Origin of the sequence: Ruminococcus sp. AM42-11 (assembly GCF_003480145.1) — a bacterium.
Lineage (GTDB): Bacteria > Bacillota > Clostridia > Lachnospirales > Lachnospiraceae > Blautia_A > Blautia_A faecis.
In genome coordinates this window covers 18,970-36,280 of sequence record NZ_QUIO01000029.1, presented here as the reverse complement: position 1 = coordinate 36,280, position 17,311 = coordinate 18,970, and the positions used below count along the sequence as shown (strand labels likewise).

Annotated in this window: 12 protein-coding genes, 4 pseudogenes and 1 riboswitch; of the genes and pseudogenes, 4 read left to right on the top strand and 12 right to left on the bottom strand. The window is 39.8% G+C overall.

Annotation, left to right across the window (positions count from 1 at the left end; all coding sequences use genetic code 11):
• Nucleotides 1-43: 43 nt before the first annotated feature.
• The 3 genes from DW904_RS15925 to DW904_RS25810 all read right to left on the bottom strand — a co-directional run bounded on the left by DW904_RS15925 (nt 44) and on the right by DW904_RS25810 (nt 5,104).
• On the bottom strand, nt 44-2,962 hold the full coding sequence (locus DW904_RS15925) for an ATP-binding protein (protein WP_202187746.1): 2,919 nt from the start codon (nt 2,960-2,962) through the stop codon (nt 44-46).
• 330 nt (nt 2,963-3,292) lie between these two features.
• Nucleotides 3,293-4,867 carry an HD domain-containing phosphohydrolase gene (locus DW904_RS15920; RefSeq protein ID WP_347562171.1) on the bottom strand — a complete coding sequence of 525 codons (1,575 nt, stop codon included), beginning with the start codon at nt 4,865-4,867 and terminating at the stop codon, nt 3,293-3,295.
• A gap of 96 nt (nt 4,868-4,963) precedes the next feature.
• A complete protein-coding gene (locus DW904_RS25810) occupies nt 4,964-5,104 on the bottom strand; it encodes a DUF6783 domain-containing protein (protein ID WP_334304079.1) in 141 nt (46 codons plus the stop codon).
• Between DW904_RS25810 and DW904_RS25805 the strand changes: the two are divergent.
• Nucleotides 5,042-5,215: pseudogene (locus DW904_RS25805) on the top strand (DUF6783 domain-containing protein); the annotation flags it as partial. The gene DW904_RS25810 and the pseudogene DW904_RS25805 sit on opposite strands and share 63 nt — an antisense overlap.
• Here DW904_RS25805 and DW904_RS15910 read toward each other — a convergent pair.
• The 4 genes from DW904_RS15910 to DW904_RS24115 all read right to left on the bottom strand — a co-directional run bounded on the left by DW904_RS15910 (nt 5,181) and on the right by DW904_RS24115 (nt 12,280).
• The gene (locus DW904_RS15910; RefSeq protein ID WP_118582581.1) at nt 5,181-8,084 is read right to left on the bottom strand and encodes a transporter substrate-binding domain-containing protein; all 2,904 of its coding nucleotides are present in this window, start codon (nt 8,082-8,084) and stop codon (nt 5,181-5,183) included. The pseudogene DW904_RS25805 and the gene DW904_RS15910 sit on opposite strands and share 35 nt — an antisense overlap.
• Nucleotides 8,085-8,139: 55 nt before the next feature.
• Nucleotides 8,140-10,290 carry an ATP-binding protein gene (locus DW904_RS15905; RefSeq protein WP_118582578.1) on the bottom strand — a complete coding sequence of 717 codons (2,151 nt, stop codon included), beginning with the start codon at nt 10,288-10,290 and terminating at the stop codon, nt 8,140-8,142.
• A gap of 146 nt (nt 10,291-10,436) precedes the next feature.
• A complete protein-coding gene (locus DW904_RS15900) occupies nt 10,437-12,140 on the bottom strand; it encodes an ABC transporter substrate-binding protein (protein WP_243110448.1) in 1,704 nt (567 codons plus the stop codon).
• Nucleotides 12,134-12,280 carry a hypothetical protein gene (locus DW904_RS24115; protein WP_243110447.1) on the bottom strand — a complete coding sequence of 49 codons (147 nt, stop codon included), beginning with the start codon at nt 12,278-12,280 and terminating at the stop codon, nt 12,134-12,136. The genes DW904_RS15900 and DW904_RS24115 overlap by 7 nt, the downstream gene beginning before the upstream one ends.
• 99 nt (nt 12,281-12,379) lie before the next feature.
• A riboswitch (cyclic di-GMP riboswitch) is annotated at nt 12,380-12,455 on the bottom strand.
• A 319-nt stretch (nt 12,456-12,774) separates the two neighbouring features.
• Between DW904_RS24115 and DW904_RS15895 the strand changes: the two genes are divergently transcribed.
• Complete coding sequence (locus tag DW904_RS15895) at nt 12,775-14,427, top strand: sensor domain-containing diguanylate cyclase (RefSeq protein WP_243110446.1); 1,653 nt, start codon at nt 12,775-12,777, stop codon at nt 14,425-14,427.
• On the opposite strand, the gene DW904_RS15890 is transcribed toward DW904_RS15895, so the two are convergent.
• The 5 genes and pseudogenes from DW904_RS15890 to DW904_RS15870 all read right to left on the bottom strand — a co-directional run bounded on the left by DW904_RS15890 (nt 14,403) and on the right by DW904_RS15870 (nt 16,862).
• Complete coding sequence (locus DW904_RS15890) at nt 14,403-14,756, bottom strand: DUF262 domain-containing protein (RefSeq protein ID WP_243110445.1); 354 nt, start codon at nt 14,754-14,756, stop codon at nt 14,403-14,405. The genes DW904_RS15895 and DW904_RS15890 overlap by 25 nt on opposite strands.
• A gap of 64 nt (nt 14,757-14,820) precedes the next feature.
• Nucleotides 14,821-15,586, bottom strand: a pseudogene (locus DW904_RS15885) (Fic family protein).
• A 227-nt stretch (nt 15,587-15,813) separates the two neighbouring features.
• A pseudogene (locus tag DW904_RS15880) lies at nt 15,814-15,924 on the bottom strand (TnpV protein); the annotation flags it as partial.
• 52 nt (nt 15,925-15,976) lie between these two features.
• The gene (locus DW904_RS15875) at nt 15,977-16,156 is read right to left on the bottom strand and encodes an aldo/keto reductase (RefSeq protein WP_330382701.1); all 180 of its coding nucleotides are present in this window, start codon (nt 16,154-16,156) and stop codon (nt 15,977-15,979) included.
• Nucleotides 16,157-16,172: 16 nt separating this feature from the next.
• Nucleotides 16,173-16,862, bottom strand: a complete 690-nt coding sequence (locus DW904_RS15870) for a carboxymuconolactone decarboxylase family protein (protein ID WP_237926064.1) — start codon at nt 16,860-16,862, stop codon at nt 16,173-16,175.
• A 144-nt stretch (nt 16,863-17,006) separates the two neighbouring features.
• Between DW904_RS15870 and DW904_RS23010 the strand changes: the two genes are divergently transcribed.
• Both DW904_RS23010 and DW904_RS15865 read left to right on the top strand, forming a co-directional pair.
• On the top strand, nt 17,007-17,147 hold the full coding sequence (locus DW904_RS23010) for a hypothetical protein (RefSeq protein WP_021651320.1): 141 nt from the start codon (nt 17,007-17,009) through the stop codon (nt 17,145-17,147).
• A gap of 6 nt (nt 17,148-17,153) precedes the next feature.
• Nucleotides 17,154-17,276 (top strand): annotated as a pseudogene (locus tag DW904_RS15865) (transposon-transfer assisting family protein); the annotation flags it as partial.
• Between the last annotated feature and the right edge of the window lie 35 nt (nt 17,277-17,311).

Here is a 17,311-nt window from a genome sequence, read left to right as displayed (position 1 = left end):
TATCCAGTAAAGCGGACATTCGCAATCCGCTTTCGCTTCTTGCTCATGAACGCAGTCTGTTTGCGTTCATGCTGTTGTTCTTTCCATTCTGTAAGCCTTCCTGTTTTTTCAATACAGAAAGAATGACCGCTCCCAGTTTCTCAATATCAATGGGTTTTGCAATGTGTCCATTCATGCCGGCATCAAATGCTCTTTTCCTGTCTTCTGCAAAGGCATTTGCTGTCATGGCAATGATCGGGATCTCAGCCCTCGTCTTATCATTTAAATGCCGGATACGCTGTGCTGCCTGATAGCCATCCATATTTGGCATCTGGATATCCATAAGTATCAGATCATAAGTTCCCGGTGACATCTGCGCCACCCTGTTCACGCACTGAATTCCATCTTCCACACGCTCGATAACAATCCCTGCTTCTTCCAGAACTGTCACTGCAATTTCCGCATTCAGATCATTATCCTCCGCCAGCAGAACATGCTTTCCATTCAGACTTTCTCCTATATTAGATGTTTTTACTTTTTCTATCCTCTGGCTGTAATATTTCTTGTCCGCTATTTTGTTCATCAGTGTAAACGTAAATACGGTTCCTTTTCCCAGTTCACTTTCCACTTCAATACTGCCGCCCATCAGATCGACCAAGTTCTTTACGATTGGCATTCCAAGACCGGTTCCTCTGACTCTTCCGGTGGTTGTATTCTGTTCACGACTGAATGGTTCAAATAACGTTGGAAGATATTCTTTACTCATGCCAATACCGGTATCTTTTATCTCGGATTTTATCTTCATATATCCTTCTTTTTCACATGGCAGCTCTTCTACAGTGATCGTTACATTTCCACCTCTGGGCGTATATTTAATAGCATTACTGACAAGATTTACATAGATTTCCCTGATTTTTGTACCATCACACAGGATATTCCTATGTGTGACCTTCATGCTGCCGCTCAGATGAATTCCTTTTTCTTCCGCTTCAGATGCAAATGTACTTATGATTTCGTCTACTACCTCACCAACTCTTTCATAATTCTCATCGACTTTTATCTTTCCGCTTTCAATCCGGGCCATATCAAGTACATTATTGATGATGGCCAATAACAGTTTTCCGGACTGTTCGATTTTCTTCTGATAATCCAGTTGCTTCGGCTCTGTCAGTTGTGATTTCATCAGCTGATTATATCCCAGGATCACATTCATTGGCGTACGGATATCATGGGACATATTATTCAGAAATTCCGTTTTGGCTTTATTTGCATTTTCTGCGGCAGCATATGCTTTTTTCAGCTTTTCTTCCTGCATACGCTCTTTTTTTATCAGACTGTCAATATTTCTTGTTCCGACTACAGCCACCCTTGCTCCGTCTTTTTTCTTTGCGTATGCCACTCTTACCTGATGATAATTGATCTCCGTTTCCAACTTAAACTCGTATGTCATGGAATAATCCTCTTTCTGTGAACGCAGAGTTTCCAGACCCAGCTGCTTTTCAAATTCTCCGTTGGTATTATTAGATACCATCGTCTCGGCATAAGAAGGAATTATTTGTGACCATCTGTTATCACATTTTCTGCAGAAATCTGAAATAATCTTTCCATTTTCATCAGACTCTCGATAATAAAATACCCGATCTTTATCCAGTTCTACTGCCAGAACAGAAAAATATTCTTTTCCAAGACCTTCGATGATCTCTCTTTGAAGCTCTATCTCCTGTTCTTTTTTCATGATTTCATCTACAGAACAGAAACCGAGGATGATCTTAAAATGATCTTCCTCATTGGATAAACGTACTGCGTTTGCCAAAAAATGTCTGGAACCACTCCCATTTGGTATGATCTTATGATAAATCTCTATACTGTCCTTCTCTTTTAGTTCTTCCATAAGATACTCCGGCAAAAGCTTTTCCAGATACCCCGGAGCAGAATCTTTAATCAGGATATTTTCAAAAAAATACCGGATTCTCTCTGAATAGCAGTTACTTCCACGAACTAACTTTTGCTTTTCTTCAGGGGCATTGTGCATAAAGGTATCCCCTTTTACGGTTTCAAATGTATCCTGCTTTAAATCACACAAAAGTATCGTTGTATAATCTTTGGATAAAGCTGATAATATCCGGTTACGTTCGTTCAGAATCTGGTTGCTGTCTTCCAGTTCTTTCTCTCTTTTTTCTTTGTCTTTAACAAAGTCCGTAATATCTGTAATATTTCCCTGAAAGAATGTCTGATTACCGGATTTCACCAATGTTGTAGCATCTGTGACCCAGTGATAGCCGTCCTTTCCAAGCAGCCGGTAAATCTGATCCTTCGTCGATCCACGTCCGCATGTATCAAGAATACGGATGACGAAATCTGATGAAAGATTCCGGTCATCCGGATGCAGCATATTGTCAAATTTATTATCAAATATTGTCTTGATCTCTTCTCTGGTCCACCCAAGAATCGCAAGGAACCTGTCACTGATATATAAGAATGGATGCCCCTCCTCCAGGGAACATCTGTGATAGCCGCCAGGGATATTATCGATTGTTGCCTGAGACAGTATATTTTGTTCTTCCAGTTTCTTATGCCGTTCCACGAAAGATGTCATATCTTGGCAGGCACTGATAATAGCCAGTTTCCCATCCTCTGTCCGTATGACTTTTCCTTTATTAACCGTCCAGAACCAGGAGCCGTCTTTTCGTGGCATACGATATGTGGTCTCATAGGTTAATCCCTCATAATACTCATCCCCGATATCCTTTATGACCTGTTCTCTGTCATCGGGATGAATCGTATTAATCACTTTTCCGTCAATTGCTTCAACCATTTCTTCCACTGCATCGTAACCAAGCATCCGTGCCATTTCTTCATTGGCATAGTAAACCGGAAACTCATTCTCACAATATCCACCAATCATTCCCCCGGTTTCCCCCATGATCATAAAATCTGTAAGCAGCTCTTTTGGTACCTTGTCTGGTATTATTAACTGTTTCATATTCCTCAACCCTGTATCCTTCAGCTTAATTGTTTGCATTTCCTTTATACATACGGTTTTTATGAAGTTCCAAACACCTGGGCAAAAACAGCAAGTATGAGCATATTGGTAAATACTGTTCCAAGTGCCTTCAATGCATTTGTAAGCTCTTCGTCTCGTTTTTTGTATAACGCAGTGCATTGGACAATTCCTCATTTTTCTGCAATGCACTGACATCCTGATAGGTCACATAAATATATTTTTTCTTTCTGTTTTATCCGGTTAAGATCCTCTATATCACCAGATACATAACGCATGATTTTCTCACAGATATAATCATCAAACATTTGCTCATCCGAATCTTACAGCATCAAAATATCCAATAATTCCAATATAGCCATCTTTTTTTAATGGAGTCCATAATGTGTGCAGTTTCAGATTATACATTTGTCTTTTATTTTCAAGCCTTGCTTTTATCTGTAATGAAATTTCTTTATTCTTTATTGAGGTCTGCTCCAACAAATCTATGATATTTTGAATATCTTCTTCACTCACTTCAAACACTTTGAATAAATCAATTCCCGGATCATCTTTCTGGTATATTATCTTCTGTTTTTCATTTATTATAGTTAATTGGCCCGAACTTGCATTGTAATCAATCGAATTTATGCCACTGTTCGCTTTGAAGAAATCGATTTTTTCCTGCATAACCTTGACAAGACTTTGTGAATATATCTGGTTCGGTAAGAATTTATCACTAAGTATTTCATTCGAAAGTCTCTGTATTTCATGATAATGTTTATTATCATCCGTCTCTTTACCAGGCATTTTTGAAAGCTGAATACCCAGTTCTTTCAGGCACTTAAGAAGGATGGGATTAAATTGTCCACATTGCCCATCCAGGATCATTTGAATCGCTGTGTCATGATCAAATGCTTTCTTATAACATCTTTCACTTGTAAGTGCGTCATAAACATCGACAATTGATACCACCTGTGCAGAGATTGGTATTTCTTCACCTTTCAAGCCATCCGGATAACCCTTTCCGTCCCATCTTTCATGGTGCCATCTGCTGATTTCCCATGCAGTATGCACCAGTGGATGATCTTGCGGAAAGTCCATATCCTTAATTATAACTGCGCCAAGCTCACTATGGGTTTTCATAATTTGAAATTCTTCATCAGTGAGTCTGCCTGGTTTATTCAATATTTCTTCCGAAATACGAATCTTACCAATATCATGAAGGGAAGAAGCAGTTGTAATCAAAGCAATATCTGCCTCTGTCAAAGGATAAGCATCTGTTACTTTTACCAGTTGTCTCAGCATCATCTCCGTTGCTGTTTTAATATGCAGGATGTGTTCTCTGCTCTCGCTATTACGGGACCCCAATATATTACTCATAATCCGGATCATGATATTATTATTTTCTTCTTTTTCGTAAACCTGATCATAAACCACATTTATCAGATGCTTTTGATTCATATAGAGGCCCAAAGTATTCTGAACTCTTTTCTTTACAATCACAGAATCAAACGGTCGTGTGATATAATCCGTGATTCCCAGCTCATATGCTTTACGCATAGTATCAACAGCATCTTCAGAAGATATCATGATTACAGGAGTTTCAGCAATACACTGGCTTCTTTTCATTATTTTCAAAACTTCAAAACCATTCATCTGTGGCATATTGATGTCCAAAAGCATCAGATCAATTCCAATATTTTCTCCTATCATCTGGATTGCCTGATTACCATTTTCAGCTTCCAGATAATTATAAGTTTCTCCGAGAATCTCCTTCAATATGTCCCTGTTTAATTTTGAATCATCTACAATCAGGATTTTTTGTCTTTTATCCATATTTTTTATTTCCTTTATCCACTCGTTTTTTATGATCTTCCAAGCACTTGATTCAAGACAGAAAGTCATGTCGCATCACTTAATGCTACAGTCCCTTCTTAATTTCTTCAATCGTCAACTCATATACTTCTTTTCCTCCAATAGCTTCATAGCACTCTCGCATTGTCATATTCTAGAGCGTGTTTGAAAAATCATTCCTGCAATCTGCACGCCCCACTTTGCGGTATATTTCACCCGAATTCGGTTGCCGTAGCCCGCTACGGCGCCCTCATCCGGGTGAAATCTCCCACAAATTGTGACGCACATCTTGCAGAAAGCCTTTTTCAAACACGCTCTAGTTCTCCTGTCAATTGTATTCCACTAATTCATGAACATCTGCTAATCAATTATGTATATACCTTAAAATCGTTTTTATAACTTCATCAATCACAATCGGCTTTGACAAATGTGCGTTCATTCCTGCATCCAGTGATGCCTGAACATCTTCTGCAAATGAATTAGCTGTCATTGCTATAATAGGAATATTTTTTCCATCCGGTCTGTCACTCATTGCCCTGATTGCTTTTGCTGCTTCATAACCATTCATTTCAGGCATCATGATATCCATCAGGATTACATCAAATGTGCCTTCCGGATGATTTCTGAAAATCTCAACAGCATTCTTTCCATCCACAGCTCTTTCTACATTCATCCCGAACTCTTCCAACTGCACGGCAGCAATCTCTGCATTCAGTTCATTATCCTCTGCAAGAAGGACATTCACACCTGTAAGATTTACCTTTTCAGAAAAAACTGTGTCTGACTTATTACATTCCTTATCTGTAATTTCCAAAGGAATATCCACAGTAAATGTGGTTCCCTCATGCTTTTTACTCTGCACGGAAATGGTTCCACCCATCATATCTACATACTTCTTTACGATAGCCATCCCCAGTCCAACTCCATGGTACTGCGTTCTCACACCGGAATCTTCCTGTGCAAATTCCTCAAAAACTTCTTTTGTAAATTCTTCACTCATGCCAATACCAGTATCCGAAATGCGGTAACGCATATTTATATATCCATCCCCGCCCTTTTCCTGACACCGGGCTTCAAAGGTAATCGTCCCTCCATCCGGAGTGAATTTCACGGCATTGCTCAGAATATTGACCAGCACATCACGCAGGCGTGCAGAATCCGCAAGTACATTTGGAATCTTTGCTTCTTCACGCTGAATCTTAAAGTTGATATCCCTGTTCATAAGAAAGCCTTTTGTAATATCCAATGCAGAATCTGTAATGTTTTTCACATCCGCTGATACCGGATTGTAATTCACTTTTCCACTTTCGATGCGGGTCAGATCTAATATATCATTGATCAGCGACAGTAAATGCTCTGAACTTTCGTCAATCTTTTCCAGACAATTTTTCACTTCGTCTGACGGATTGTTTTTCATTGCAATACCGGTAAATCCTATGATTGCATTCATCGGTGTCCTCATATCATGGGACATATGTGACAGAAATGCTGTTTTTGCCTTGTTTGCAGCCTGTGCATGCTCTGCCAGTTCCGCCATTTCCTCAGCTTTCTCCTGGTCCGCCTTCTGAGCTTTTTTTCTTGCACTGAGACGCACCATTATCACAGCCATAGCAGTCAGCAGCCATCCAAAAATAAGAAGAACCCAAACAGTAACAGCAGGATGCAGACGGATCCAGTCAACAAATGTCAGCTCTGTTGCTTTGTATGTGGTATACTGTGCTGCAAGATCTTCAACAAGATTTTGGGGCATGGCATACATTGCTTTCGTCAGAATACCAGCCAGCGCATGGTTCTCAGTTGATGAAATTACCATGCGGTAGGTGAATGTAGGCTGTTCCAGCAGAGTATATGTCATGGTGCCCGTAGTGTCACTGTTCACAAACGCCTGTGCCATGTAATAGTAGACGAAGGCAGCATCTGCTTTACCCTCACGGACAGCTTCCATCATTTCCTGTCGGGTACTGCACATCAGTTTTTCTGCACCGGGTGCCATTGCATCTTCAATTGAATTTGATGCTGTCTGGTCAACAGTAGCAACAACATTAATTTTTCCATCAAAGTCACGCCGTGTCACCCTTGCCAGCTGCATCGTAATGAAAGGTGCAGTAATCCCCCATTTTTTCGTCTCAGCATAGTTATCTGTTTCCAGGCGTGCATCGATGCTCATATCTGTGGTTTCCGTATTTTTCTGATAAGCAATATACTCATCTCTGGTAGCAGGTGTAAGAAACTCATAGGAAATCCCGGCATAGTCTGCAATTTTCCGGAAGTAATCCGGGATAATACCCTTCATCTCACCATTTTCATTATAAGAATATGGATAACGGGTCGGATCACACAGAACATGAAGCGGGTTGTCCTTGGAATACTGTGGAATAATACTTTTTTCTTTCTCCGTATATTCCAGATTCTTAGTTTCTATGCTTTCATAATTTTTATTGTAAAGCGTCGTTTTCCAGTCACCCTCAACCGCATTCATCTGATCGATCGCATAATTGATCTCATTCAGCAATTCTGTATTGCCCTTTTTAACAATGACATAGAAATCGCTGCTGCCAAATTTCTCCACGATTCGCTCATTGTTTGTTTTTCTCAGAGAACTGGTAACAATCGCATCAACTTTTTCGCTCTGAAGGGCTTCATTCATTTCTGTGGTCGTATCAAAATAAGATGGAACATATGTAAATCCTTTGTCGTCTGCAAAATCCGCAAACTCTTCATTCCGGGTGTTTCCGTTCAAAAGCGCCACACGCATACCGTTGTAAGTGCTGTAATTGCCGTCCACAATCGTGCTGTTGTCACTGCGGACGGTCAGCATCCCATAATTGGTTCCGATCGGACGTGAAAAATCAAACTTTTCTTCTCTGTCCGGTGTTTTGCGGGCAGATGTTACCATGTCAATCTCGCCATCTTCAAGCATCTGCTGCATATCATCCCAGCTCTGATCGTATCCGACATATTCGTAATCTACATCCCAATAACGAGCCATCAGCCGAAGAAAATCATAGCCATACCCGCTGCGGTTGCCTTCTTCATCCATCACATGATAACCATCCATGGCAAAGAAACCGACTTTGACAGTTTCATGCTGCGAACTGTCCTCGGCTGCATATGCAGTCTGGGGAGAAAATATCATACACACGCATACAAAAGCCAGTAATACTGCCACATATTTCTTTGCTCTCGAAATCATATTAAATCTCCTGTCTGTCTGTCTGTCTGTCTGTCTGTCTGTCTGTCTGTCTGTCAAATATATTTCTCTATACATCTCCTTGTCAACCTCCTGGTTTAACAAAATTGCACTGCCGCATCAAATCCATTTGTCACTGTTCAGTAGCCTGCATTTCTGTACCCCCCCCACCAGATTTTATACTTCTGATTGTTTTTTCCAGCACCTTCATCTCAACCGGTTTTGAAACATGTGCATTCATACCGGCTGACAGAGAATGCTGAATATCCTCTGAGAATGCATTGGCAGTCATGGCAATGATCGGAATCTTCTTTGCCAGTTCATGGGAACTTCTGCGGATTGCCTTCGTTGCCTCATAACCATTCATAACAGGCATCTGCACATCCATCAGGATCATGTCATAATCACCTGGAGCAGACTGTTCAAATGCTTTCAAAATCTCTTCGCCATTTTCACAGATGGTACATTCCGCACCTTCAATCTTTAACAGTTCCGTCAGGATCTCCGCATTTATCTCATTATCTTCTGCACACAGGAACCTCATTCCCTGCAGAATATTTTCATCCTGCTCATCTGTTTCTTCCTGTACCACCAGAGCAACCGTTCTATCCTCTACAATTTTCAGATCCATGAGAACCTCAAAACAGCTTCCCTGTCCCGCTTCACTCTCCACATCAATGGTGCCTCCCATTGCTTCAACCAGATTCTTAGTAATCGCCATTCCAAGTCCGGTTCCCTGTATCTTATTCGTCACAGAATTTTCAGCGCGAGTAAACGGATCAAAGATTATCTCTTTGAAATCTGCCGATATTCCCAGGCCATTATCGCTAACTAAGAAACGGTACTTTGCATAGACAGATGAATTTGTCTCACATTCTTCTACCAGAAACTGAATTTCTCCACCTTCCTGGGTATACTTTATTGCATTAGACAGCAGATTACTAAAAATCTGCATCAAATGAACCTGATCCCCATTCACCCACTCATGCTGAATATTTTCTTTTATGATTGTAAGCGTCTGCTTCTTTTCATATATTTGAGAATGAAATATAGTGTCAAGCTCCTGTACAAAATCCAGAATAGAAAAGTCAGAATACTTGAAGACTGTTTTTCCTGCCTCAATCTTGCTCATATCCAGAACGTCATTGATAATTCCCAACAGATGCTGTGATGAAATATCTATTTTATCTGCATACTCTATAACTTTTGCTTTATTACCTGCATCATGTCTGATCAAAGATGTGATACCAATGATTGCATTCATAGGCGTACGAATATCATGTGACATATTAGACAGAAAATCCGTTTTCGCCTTATTTGCATTTTCCGCTGTCTGTAAAGCCTCTGTTGCAGCGTTCTTTGCCTTTTTCAGTTTTTGATTGGCTACTTCCATTTCCTTCATTGTCTGTAAATGAAGTTCATTATTTCTTTTTTCATATTCTGCTTTTTGATCTGCAAGACTAAGTCTGGAAATACTGTAGAATAATCCGGCAAAAAGCAAAAATATAAAACCTGCTAGGAGTAGTGTTGTACGCAGCACCGTTTTCTGGTAATCCCTCAGCACATTGTCAACTACTCCCTTTGCCACAATGCATACCAAAATGGTGTTGTTGCTTTCTATCGGGCAATACCCCAGATAATAGGGGTTCTGTTTTCCCAAAAGTGCAACTCCGGATTCTCTGTTATCAAACTTCTTTTTGAACAAATCAGCCTCTTCTTCTGTAATAGCCTGTTCCCCTTTTAAATGTTTTAACAAAGAATAATTACGCAGGTATTTATCTCCACTCTGGTTCGTATACGTAATATTTCCGTCATGATCCAGCATGAACAAATATGCTTTTCCATGATAACCTTTCAATTTTAACATGGAATCCAGTTTCGAATGATCATACACAGTTCCAATTGCCGTATAAGTTTCCCCATTGATCGTGTATTCCTGACATGGGATCGCAACCAGATAACCGTCTTTTTTCTCCTGATCATAATCAAGACGCACCAGTTTTCCAATATTGTATCCATTCTTTAAGTCCAGCAGAAGTTTACTTGGCATATCAATCCGCATTTTTGTTCCACCTGCTGATACTGCCTGGCCGTTTTCCTGAAGGAATATAAGTGTACTTTCCGATTCTTTTTCCCATGCTTCAAAGAAACTTTTGTTCGTATCTGTTTCAAGAGACAGCTCCCTCTCATGAAGTAAAAATTCCTCAACCAACTGCAGCTGGTTGTAGTATCCACTCACTTGAAGATCATAGGTCTGCTGTATCTGTTCAACAACAGCTCCCATACTGCTTTTTCCATTTTCGCTGATATACTTGCTAGACTTACTTATAAGATACTTTATACAAACTAAGCTTAAAAGAATCATAAGTAGTATAAGCAACAGCCTTGTTATTTTTTTTCTTTTATTTACCGTTTGTTCTATCTCCACTTTTACTGTTCAACCTCTATATAGTCTTCCGGTGCTGACGGCTGCTGTCCTTTTGACATTGCTTCGATCCATGCACTTGATAATGTTGTATCTTTAAGCTGCTCAATCTCACATTTCGGATTTATTTTTTTCAAAACAGACATTGTGGTGTCTGTAAGAAGAATAGAGTATTCCTTTTCTTTGTCTATTTTCTTATCATTAACTGTCAAGTCCTTTAACAAAAATCCGCTTTCCGCTTGATTGACGATCATTTTCATACCGGATGCAATTGGTAATTCGTATTTATTGGTTACATAAAAATTCTCATCAGCATCAGCAAGATAATTTTCCACGAGTTCATAAACCTGTTTACCATTGATTTTTGCAACATATAATGCTGTATCTGAACTCTTCGCTGTCATCATGCCAACCCGGCTATTGGTGCATTCTCCTTTGTACATAGAAGAAGTGAAATAATAATATGGTGCCAGAGCAAGCTGTGCATCATTTTCTTCTCTGATCGTAGTTAAAATGGAAGATGCTGCATCACGGCCATTTCTATCGTTCAGTGAAATGGAATATTCATTTTCAAAATTCACCGTTGCTTTTTCTTCTGGATCTTTACGATTCATCACACTGCGAAAAGTATCATAAGCCTGTGTTTCATCCATTTCCCCTGACAGTAATCCGTGAACAGCCTCAAGACCTGCATCAAATGATTTTTGAGCGGAATACCGGATATAAACAGCATTATGATTAATTTCCTCTTCCAGTCCAGGCACATCCTGCATCATAGTTGGAACATCTGTATTCAATGAAATAACACCGCTTCCATCCGCAATCAGCTTTTGCCCCTCTTCTGAAATCATACAATCCAGCACATCCAGTGCGGTATCCAGTTTCTCCCGGTCTTTTTCCAGGTTTTTGTTAAATGCAATGTTTAAGGATGGAGTCATGTACACGTAGGATTCATCCGATGCCTGTGAAAAGTAAGGAATACGGATCAGCTCCGCATCCATCTGTTTCTGCAGCTGCTGCATAACCGTCGGATGTCCATGAAACATTGCTGATTTTCCCTCGACAAACATCTGGATTCCTGTATCGACGTCAATATTGATATCTTCTTTACCAAAGTGCGAGTCCTTAAGAAACTGACTGGTTTCTGAAAAAATACGTTTCCATAATGTATCATCAAACTTCACTTCATCCGCTGCAGTCTCTGCACCGTTTCGCCATTCAATACCATCCAGGCTTGTAAACTCACCGATTGCCGCCGCCTGGATGATTTCATTATTAGACCAGTCTTCCCCAAGATCCATGGAATACGGTTTTATGCCATTATCATAAAACTGCTGACATGCCTGTACATATTCCTTATAATTTTCCGGAATCTTAATTTCATACTGATCAAACAGTGTTTTGTTGGCAATGATCGTCTGCGGAATACCACAGATTGGCAGCCACTGGATTTCATCCTCCGCATTCTTATAATATTGCAACGCATAAGAATAATACTTGGAAACAACATCATAAGAAGCAAAATCCATAAGATAAGGCTGTAAGTCCTGTGCATCTGTTCCGGAGAATCGACGTACTGTTATGATATCCGGTAATTCATCATGTTCTTTAAAATAACTGTATAAATCGGTATCATTGTTACCAATAATAAATTCAATATCCTGATCTGGGAATTGTTTATGGATATAGGGTGCAATATTTTTCAGCAAACGATTTTCCCACAGATAAACGGTAAGATGATCATCATTTTAGATACTTCTTTCTTTGACTGTCCACATCCAGACAAGACAGCAGTTGCTACAAGTACACCTGACACCACTGCTGTCAGACAACGTTTTACCTTTTTCATACTTTTATTTTCCTTATTCTTTCCTGATAAAGTCATTATTGTTACGTCTATGAAATAACACCGTAAAAAAACACTGTCAGACAGACAGTGCACCTCATTTTATGCAACTGGCTGCCATTTTAAAGGCCCTGTAGCTTTGCGTCCCAGACTTTCATCTGGTTTGCCGATTTCCTTATTATAGCTTTTAAACTTATGCAAAAAACTGGTTTTATTATACTATAGTACTCTACTGTACACAAGAAAAACATTACCGTTTTAACGCCGTTTTAACGCCCAAAAACATATTGTCATTATACTGTCATTTTTTTTTAACTTATTCCGTTTTTCAACTTCTATGATATAATGCTTTATTATAAAAACTCCAATGAATAAAATGAGGTGAACCAAGTGAAGAAAAAAACACTTGTGCCTCTTATTATTTTTTTACTGGGCATATGCCTTTTTGGTTTATTGTATACAAAACAGACACCCATGAAAAAAATCAGAGACACATATTGGCACAATTAAACGCAACCACCTATGGTGAACGCATAAAGAATGAAATTGCAGATGGAATTGAAATTACAAATGCTTTGGAACAGACCTTAATCAGTGAAAATGGCGAAATCCATCAGTTTGACACGATTGCCGGGAATCTTATGTCTGATTCTATTGAAAGCGTGCAGCTCGCTCCTAATGGTGTTGTAACAGATATTTATCCGGCTGAAGGAAATGAGGCAGGTAAGATTGATCTGCTCCATGATAAAGACCGTAAAGAGATTTCCTGTTATGCAAGAGATAACCATGCAACCATTACGCAGGGGCCCTTCGAATTAAAACAGGGCGGTTATGGAATTGCAGTCCGCAATCCAGTCTACCTGAAGGATAAAAGCGGACAAGAGTATTTCTGGGGATTTACCATTGTTATCCTGCGTGTTCCGGATATTTTTTCAGATGCAGTCATTGCACTTTCAAATTTTGGATATGAATACAAAATTTTAAAAACAGACACTCCCTGGAGTGATACTTATAAAGTGGTTTATCAGTCAGATGGTCAAATAGATCATCCGGTTTCTTACGCTTTTACAGTAGGAGATGGAACCTGGAAGCTTGAGGTAACTCCTAAAACCGGATGGAGAAATAACACACTACTGATAATTATCAGTGGTATGTTTCTTACTATAAGCCTTCTTCTGTCAGTGCTTACCAGGGTATGGCTGGTAGCAAAAGAACACAAGAACAAATATAAAATACTGGCGCGCACAGATTCTCTTACAAATATTTATAATCGCTATGGATTTGATGAATTAGCAGAAAAAATAATTTCTAAAAATCCACAAACACATTTTGTGGCTGCGCTCCTTGATATTGATGACTTTAAGTTTATCAATGATATCTATGGCCATAGTTACGGAGACAAAGCATTAAAGAGTCTGGCAGACAGTATGAAAGCTTTTTTCCCATCCGATGCATTGCTTGGAAGAAATGGTGGTGACGAATTCTGCATTCTTTTACCACATTGTACCTTTAAGGAAGCAGATAAACAGCTGCAGCAATTCACTAAGCTTCCAAAAACGTTTTCATATCACGGTAAAAAAGTTGCATTTTACATATCTCTCGGATATGCAGAATATCCAACATTTGCAGCCAGCCCTTCACAGCTTATGCGCTGTGCAGATGCAGCTCTTTATGAAATAAAACTGCATGGAAAAAACGGATGTATGGCTTACAGAAAGGGGCTCCAGTCAGGAGTCCGCAAACAGCTTGGATTTGCACTGAAGGATATCTCTGAACACCTTCCAGGTGCATTTATCATATACAGGGCAGACAAAGAAGATGATGAGCTCTTTTATGCAAACCACGAATTTCTTCATATGGCTGGTTATAAGAGCATGGATGAACTATTCAGGCTTACTCAAAAAAGGTTCCGCAATCTGATCCGACAAGATGAACAGCAACAGATTGAAACAAGCATCTGGGAACAGATTGACACAGGCAATGACAATGACTATATTCACTTTCATCTTCGAAAAGCTGACGGAGCTTATCTTTCCGTGCTTGATCATGGAAGAATCGTAGAAAGCCAGCAATACGGAAAAGTATTTTATGTATTGTTCATGGATTGGGAAGATATGCAGCTTCGTTACAGTGATAAATTTTCCGAATAAATATTAAAATCATCATCCAGAACTTCTCTCCCAGATATAGCGGCCATTAAAGCGGTTACTCGTTGCTGACCATCTATCAGCACTTTTTTACCATTCGCTTTACCGCCATCTTTAGTTTTTACATCTGGATTCTTCCAAGTAATAATGTAGCCAGTAGGATAGCCATTATATAAAGAATCTATTAAATCTCTAACCTGACTGCGCTTCCATACAAATGGACGCTGAATTTCAGGAATAACAAAATCTTCTGCATCAATCAGTCCAAGAATTGCGTGAACCGAATACTGCATTAATGTAAATTTTTCACCAGTCATTGCTGTACCTCTCATCTAATGATTTTCCTCAAACCAAAGTGTGAGATGACACTTTGAAAAGGACTTATAGAAATCGCTTTTAATAAACAATTCTAAAATAATCCAAATATGCTTTATATTTATCCTGTGCGGTCAGACAGGTATCTGTCAGATAACCTTTTTCATTGTTCCATTCTTTCAGTCCACGATAATAGAACATTTTCAGATTATCTTCGATAATAAACGGCACAATATTGTATTTCAAACATTCTTTAAACATAATCAGACGTCCTACACGACCGTTGCCGTCCTGGAATGGATGGATCTGTTCAAACTTCACATGAAAATCCAAAATATCCTCAAAAGTCTTTTCTTCTTTTCCGTTGTACTCAGTCAACAGAGCTTTCATTTTATCGGCAACTTCTTCTGGAAGTGCTGTTTCCATTCCGCCAACTTCGTTCGGCAATTTCTTGTAATCACCAACAACAAACCAATCTTTTCTGGAATCACTGGTTCCATTTTTCAGAATCAAATGTAGTTCTTTAATAAACTTTTCTGTTAAAGCCGCTTTTGCATTATCAATAATCATATCAATGCAATGGAAGTGATTTGCTGTTTCAATCACATCATCCACATTCAGCACTTCGTTTTCTACGCCTATGGTGTTGGTTTCAAAGATGTATCTGGTCTGATCATAGGTCAGACGGCTGCCCTCAATATGATTGGAGTTGTATGTTAAATCAATCTGTGTTTTATGGTAAATGCCGCCAGAATACTTACTTGCTTTCTGCTCCTGCAGAATATCCAGCAAAGTAACTGGCTGCTCTTTCTTTTTGTTTGAGCGCTCCGGTTTTTCTGCATTTCAGAATATTCCAAGTCTTACCGGTAAGAAATGCACCTGGTACACGTCCCTGTGCACAATAATTTCTGACGCTGCGCTCTGAAACATTCCACTTTTTTGCTCATTTTTAAGCAAAACCTTGTTATAAGTTTTAGCGGCAATTTTGCCGATAAAGAAACCAGCCCGTTTCCGAACTGGTTCCAATTCACATAATGTATAAATAACATCCAGTCTTGCTTATTTTACTTTTTATTACAGAACCAACTCATGAATCACAATCTCTTCCGCCCGATTGTAAATGTTGTTCATAGCTTGTATCCACGCCATCTGATTCTATTCTTTCAATTCGTCCGTTACATCCTCAAGAGCTTTCCATGCTGCTCGATTTCCCTCTACATATCTGTCTTCTCACTGATTAACCTTTGCCCACGCCACGCTCATTACCATATGCCTGTGCAGTATCAATATGTCTATATCCAATCTCTACCGCTGCTTTTACAGCGTCAGCAACCTTATCATCATCAATAAACCAGGTTCCAAGACCAAGCTGTGGAATTTTTACTCCATTATTCAATTCAATATTTCTATCAAACATTTCATTCACCTTCCTATTATAATTTCCCATATTCTTCATCACTTACTGGTTCAAGCCATTCATTAGAACCATTTTCGCCCGGAACCTCTATTGCAAGATGGCTAAACCATTCATCTGGTGCGGCGCCATGCCAGTGTTTCACTTCTGCCGGAATATTGATGCAGTCGCCTGGCTTCATTTCTACAGCTTCTTTGCCTTCTTCTTGATAATATCCTCTTCCGGCAACGCATACCAGAATCTGTCCACCTCCACTTTTTGCATGATGGATATGCCAGTTATTTCTGCATCCAGGTTCGAATGTCACATTGAAAATTCCAACCTGAGAAGTAGAAATCGGTGCAAGAAAACTTCTGCCGGAAAAATACTGTGCAAAGCCATCATTTGATACACCGATTGGAAATACCATCTCTTTTGCATGCGCACGCATCCCTTCCTCTTCGTATGGCAAATCTCCTTCGCCTGTTTCCCACACTTCCTTTGCAAGATTGAAAACAGCCCATGCTTTTGGCCAACCTGCATAGAATGCGGCATGTGTGATCACTGCCGCAATCTCTTTTTGTGTCACACCATGATTTTTTGCATTTTGAAGATGATATTTTAAAGAAGAATCCGTTAATCCCTGCGCAAGCAATGCAGTTACCGGGACCAGTGATCCGTCCCTCAAGCCGCACTTCTGCATATACATCCCCTTAAACTTTTTTCCCATCTCATAAGCCTCTTTTAATGCCGGATTGCCCTGTATTGCGCCAACAGCATCTGCACCTCCGCCAAATACGGTTCCTGCAAGTTTGGAATTTAGAAAACATTCGATTCAACATTGTTTTCATATGTCCGCTACGGGGTATATGCCATGATTAACAAAGATGAGCGCCGTGATGTGAGTATTCGCAAGCCCCGGCCATCTATCCGCAAGCAACTTGCCGACAGCAAACAGGCCACCAGCCCGAAAAAGGCGGCGGCCAGAACCAAGAAAAATGAATTGGAGGTATGAGGAATGATGCACTTTACCGTGGAAGAAGAAAATTTGATCTGTATGTACCACAACGCAGACCGACGCAGGACGATAGGCAAGATCACCGCAGCCATGCCGGGTATGGACGGGGATATGTGGACGCTTGCGTCCGGCGTCTTTTCTTTTTGCCTGTTCCTACGCAT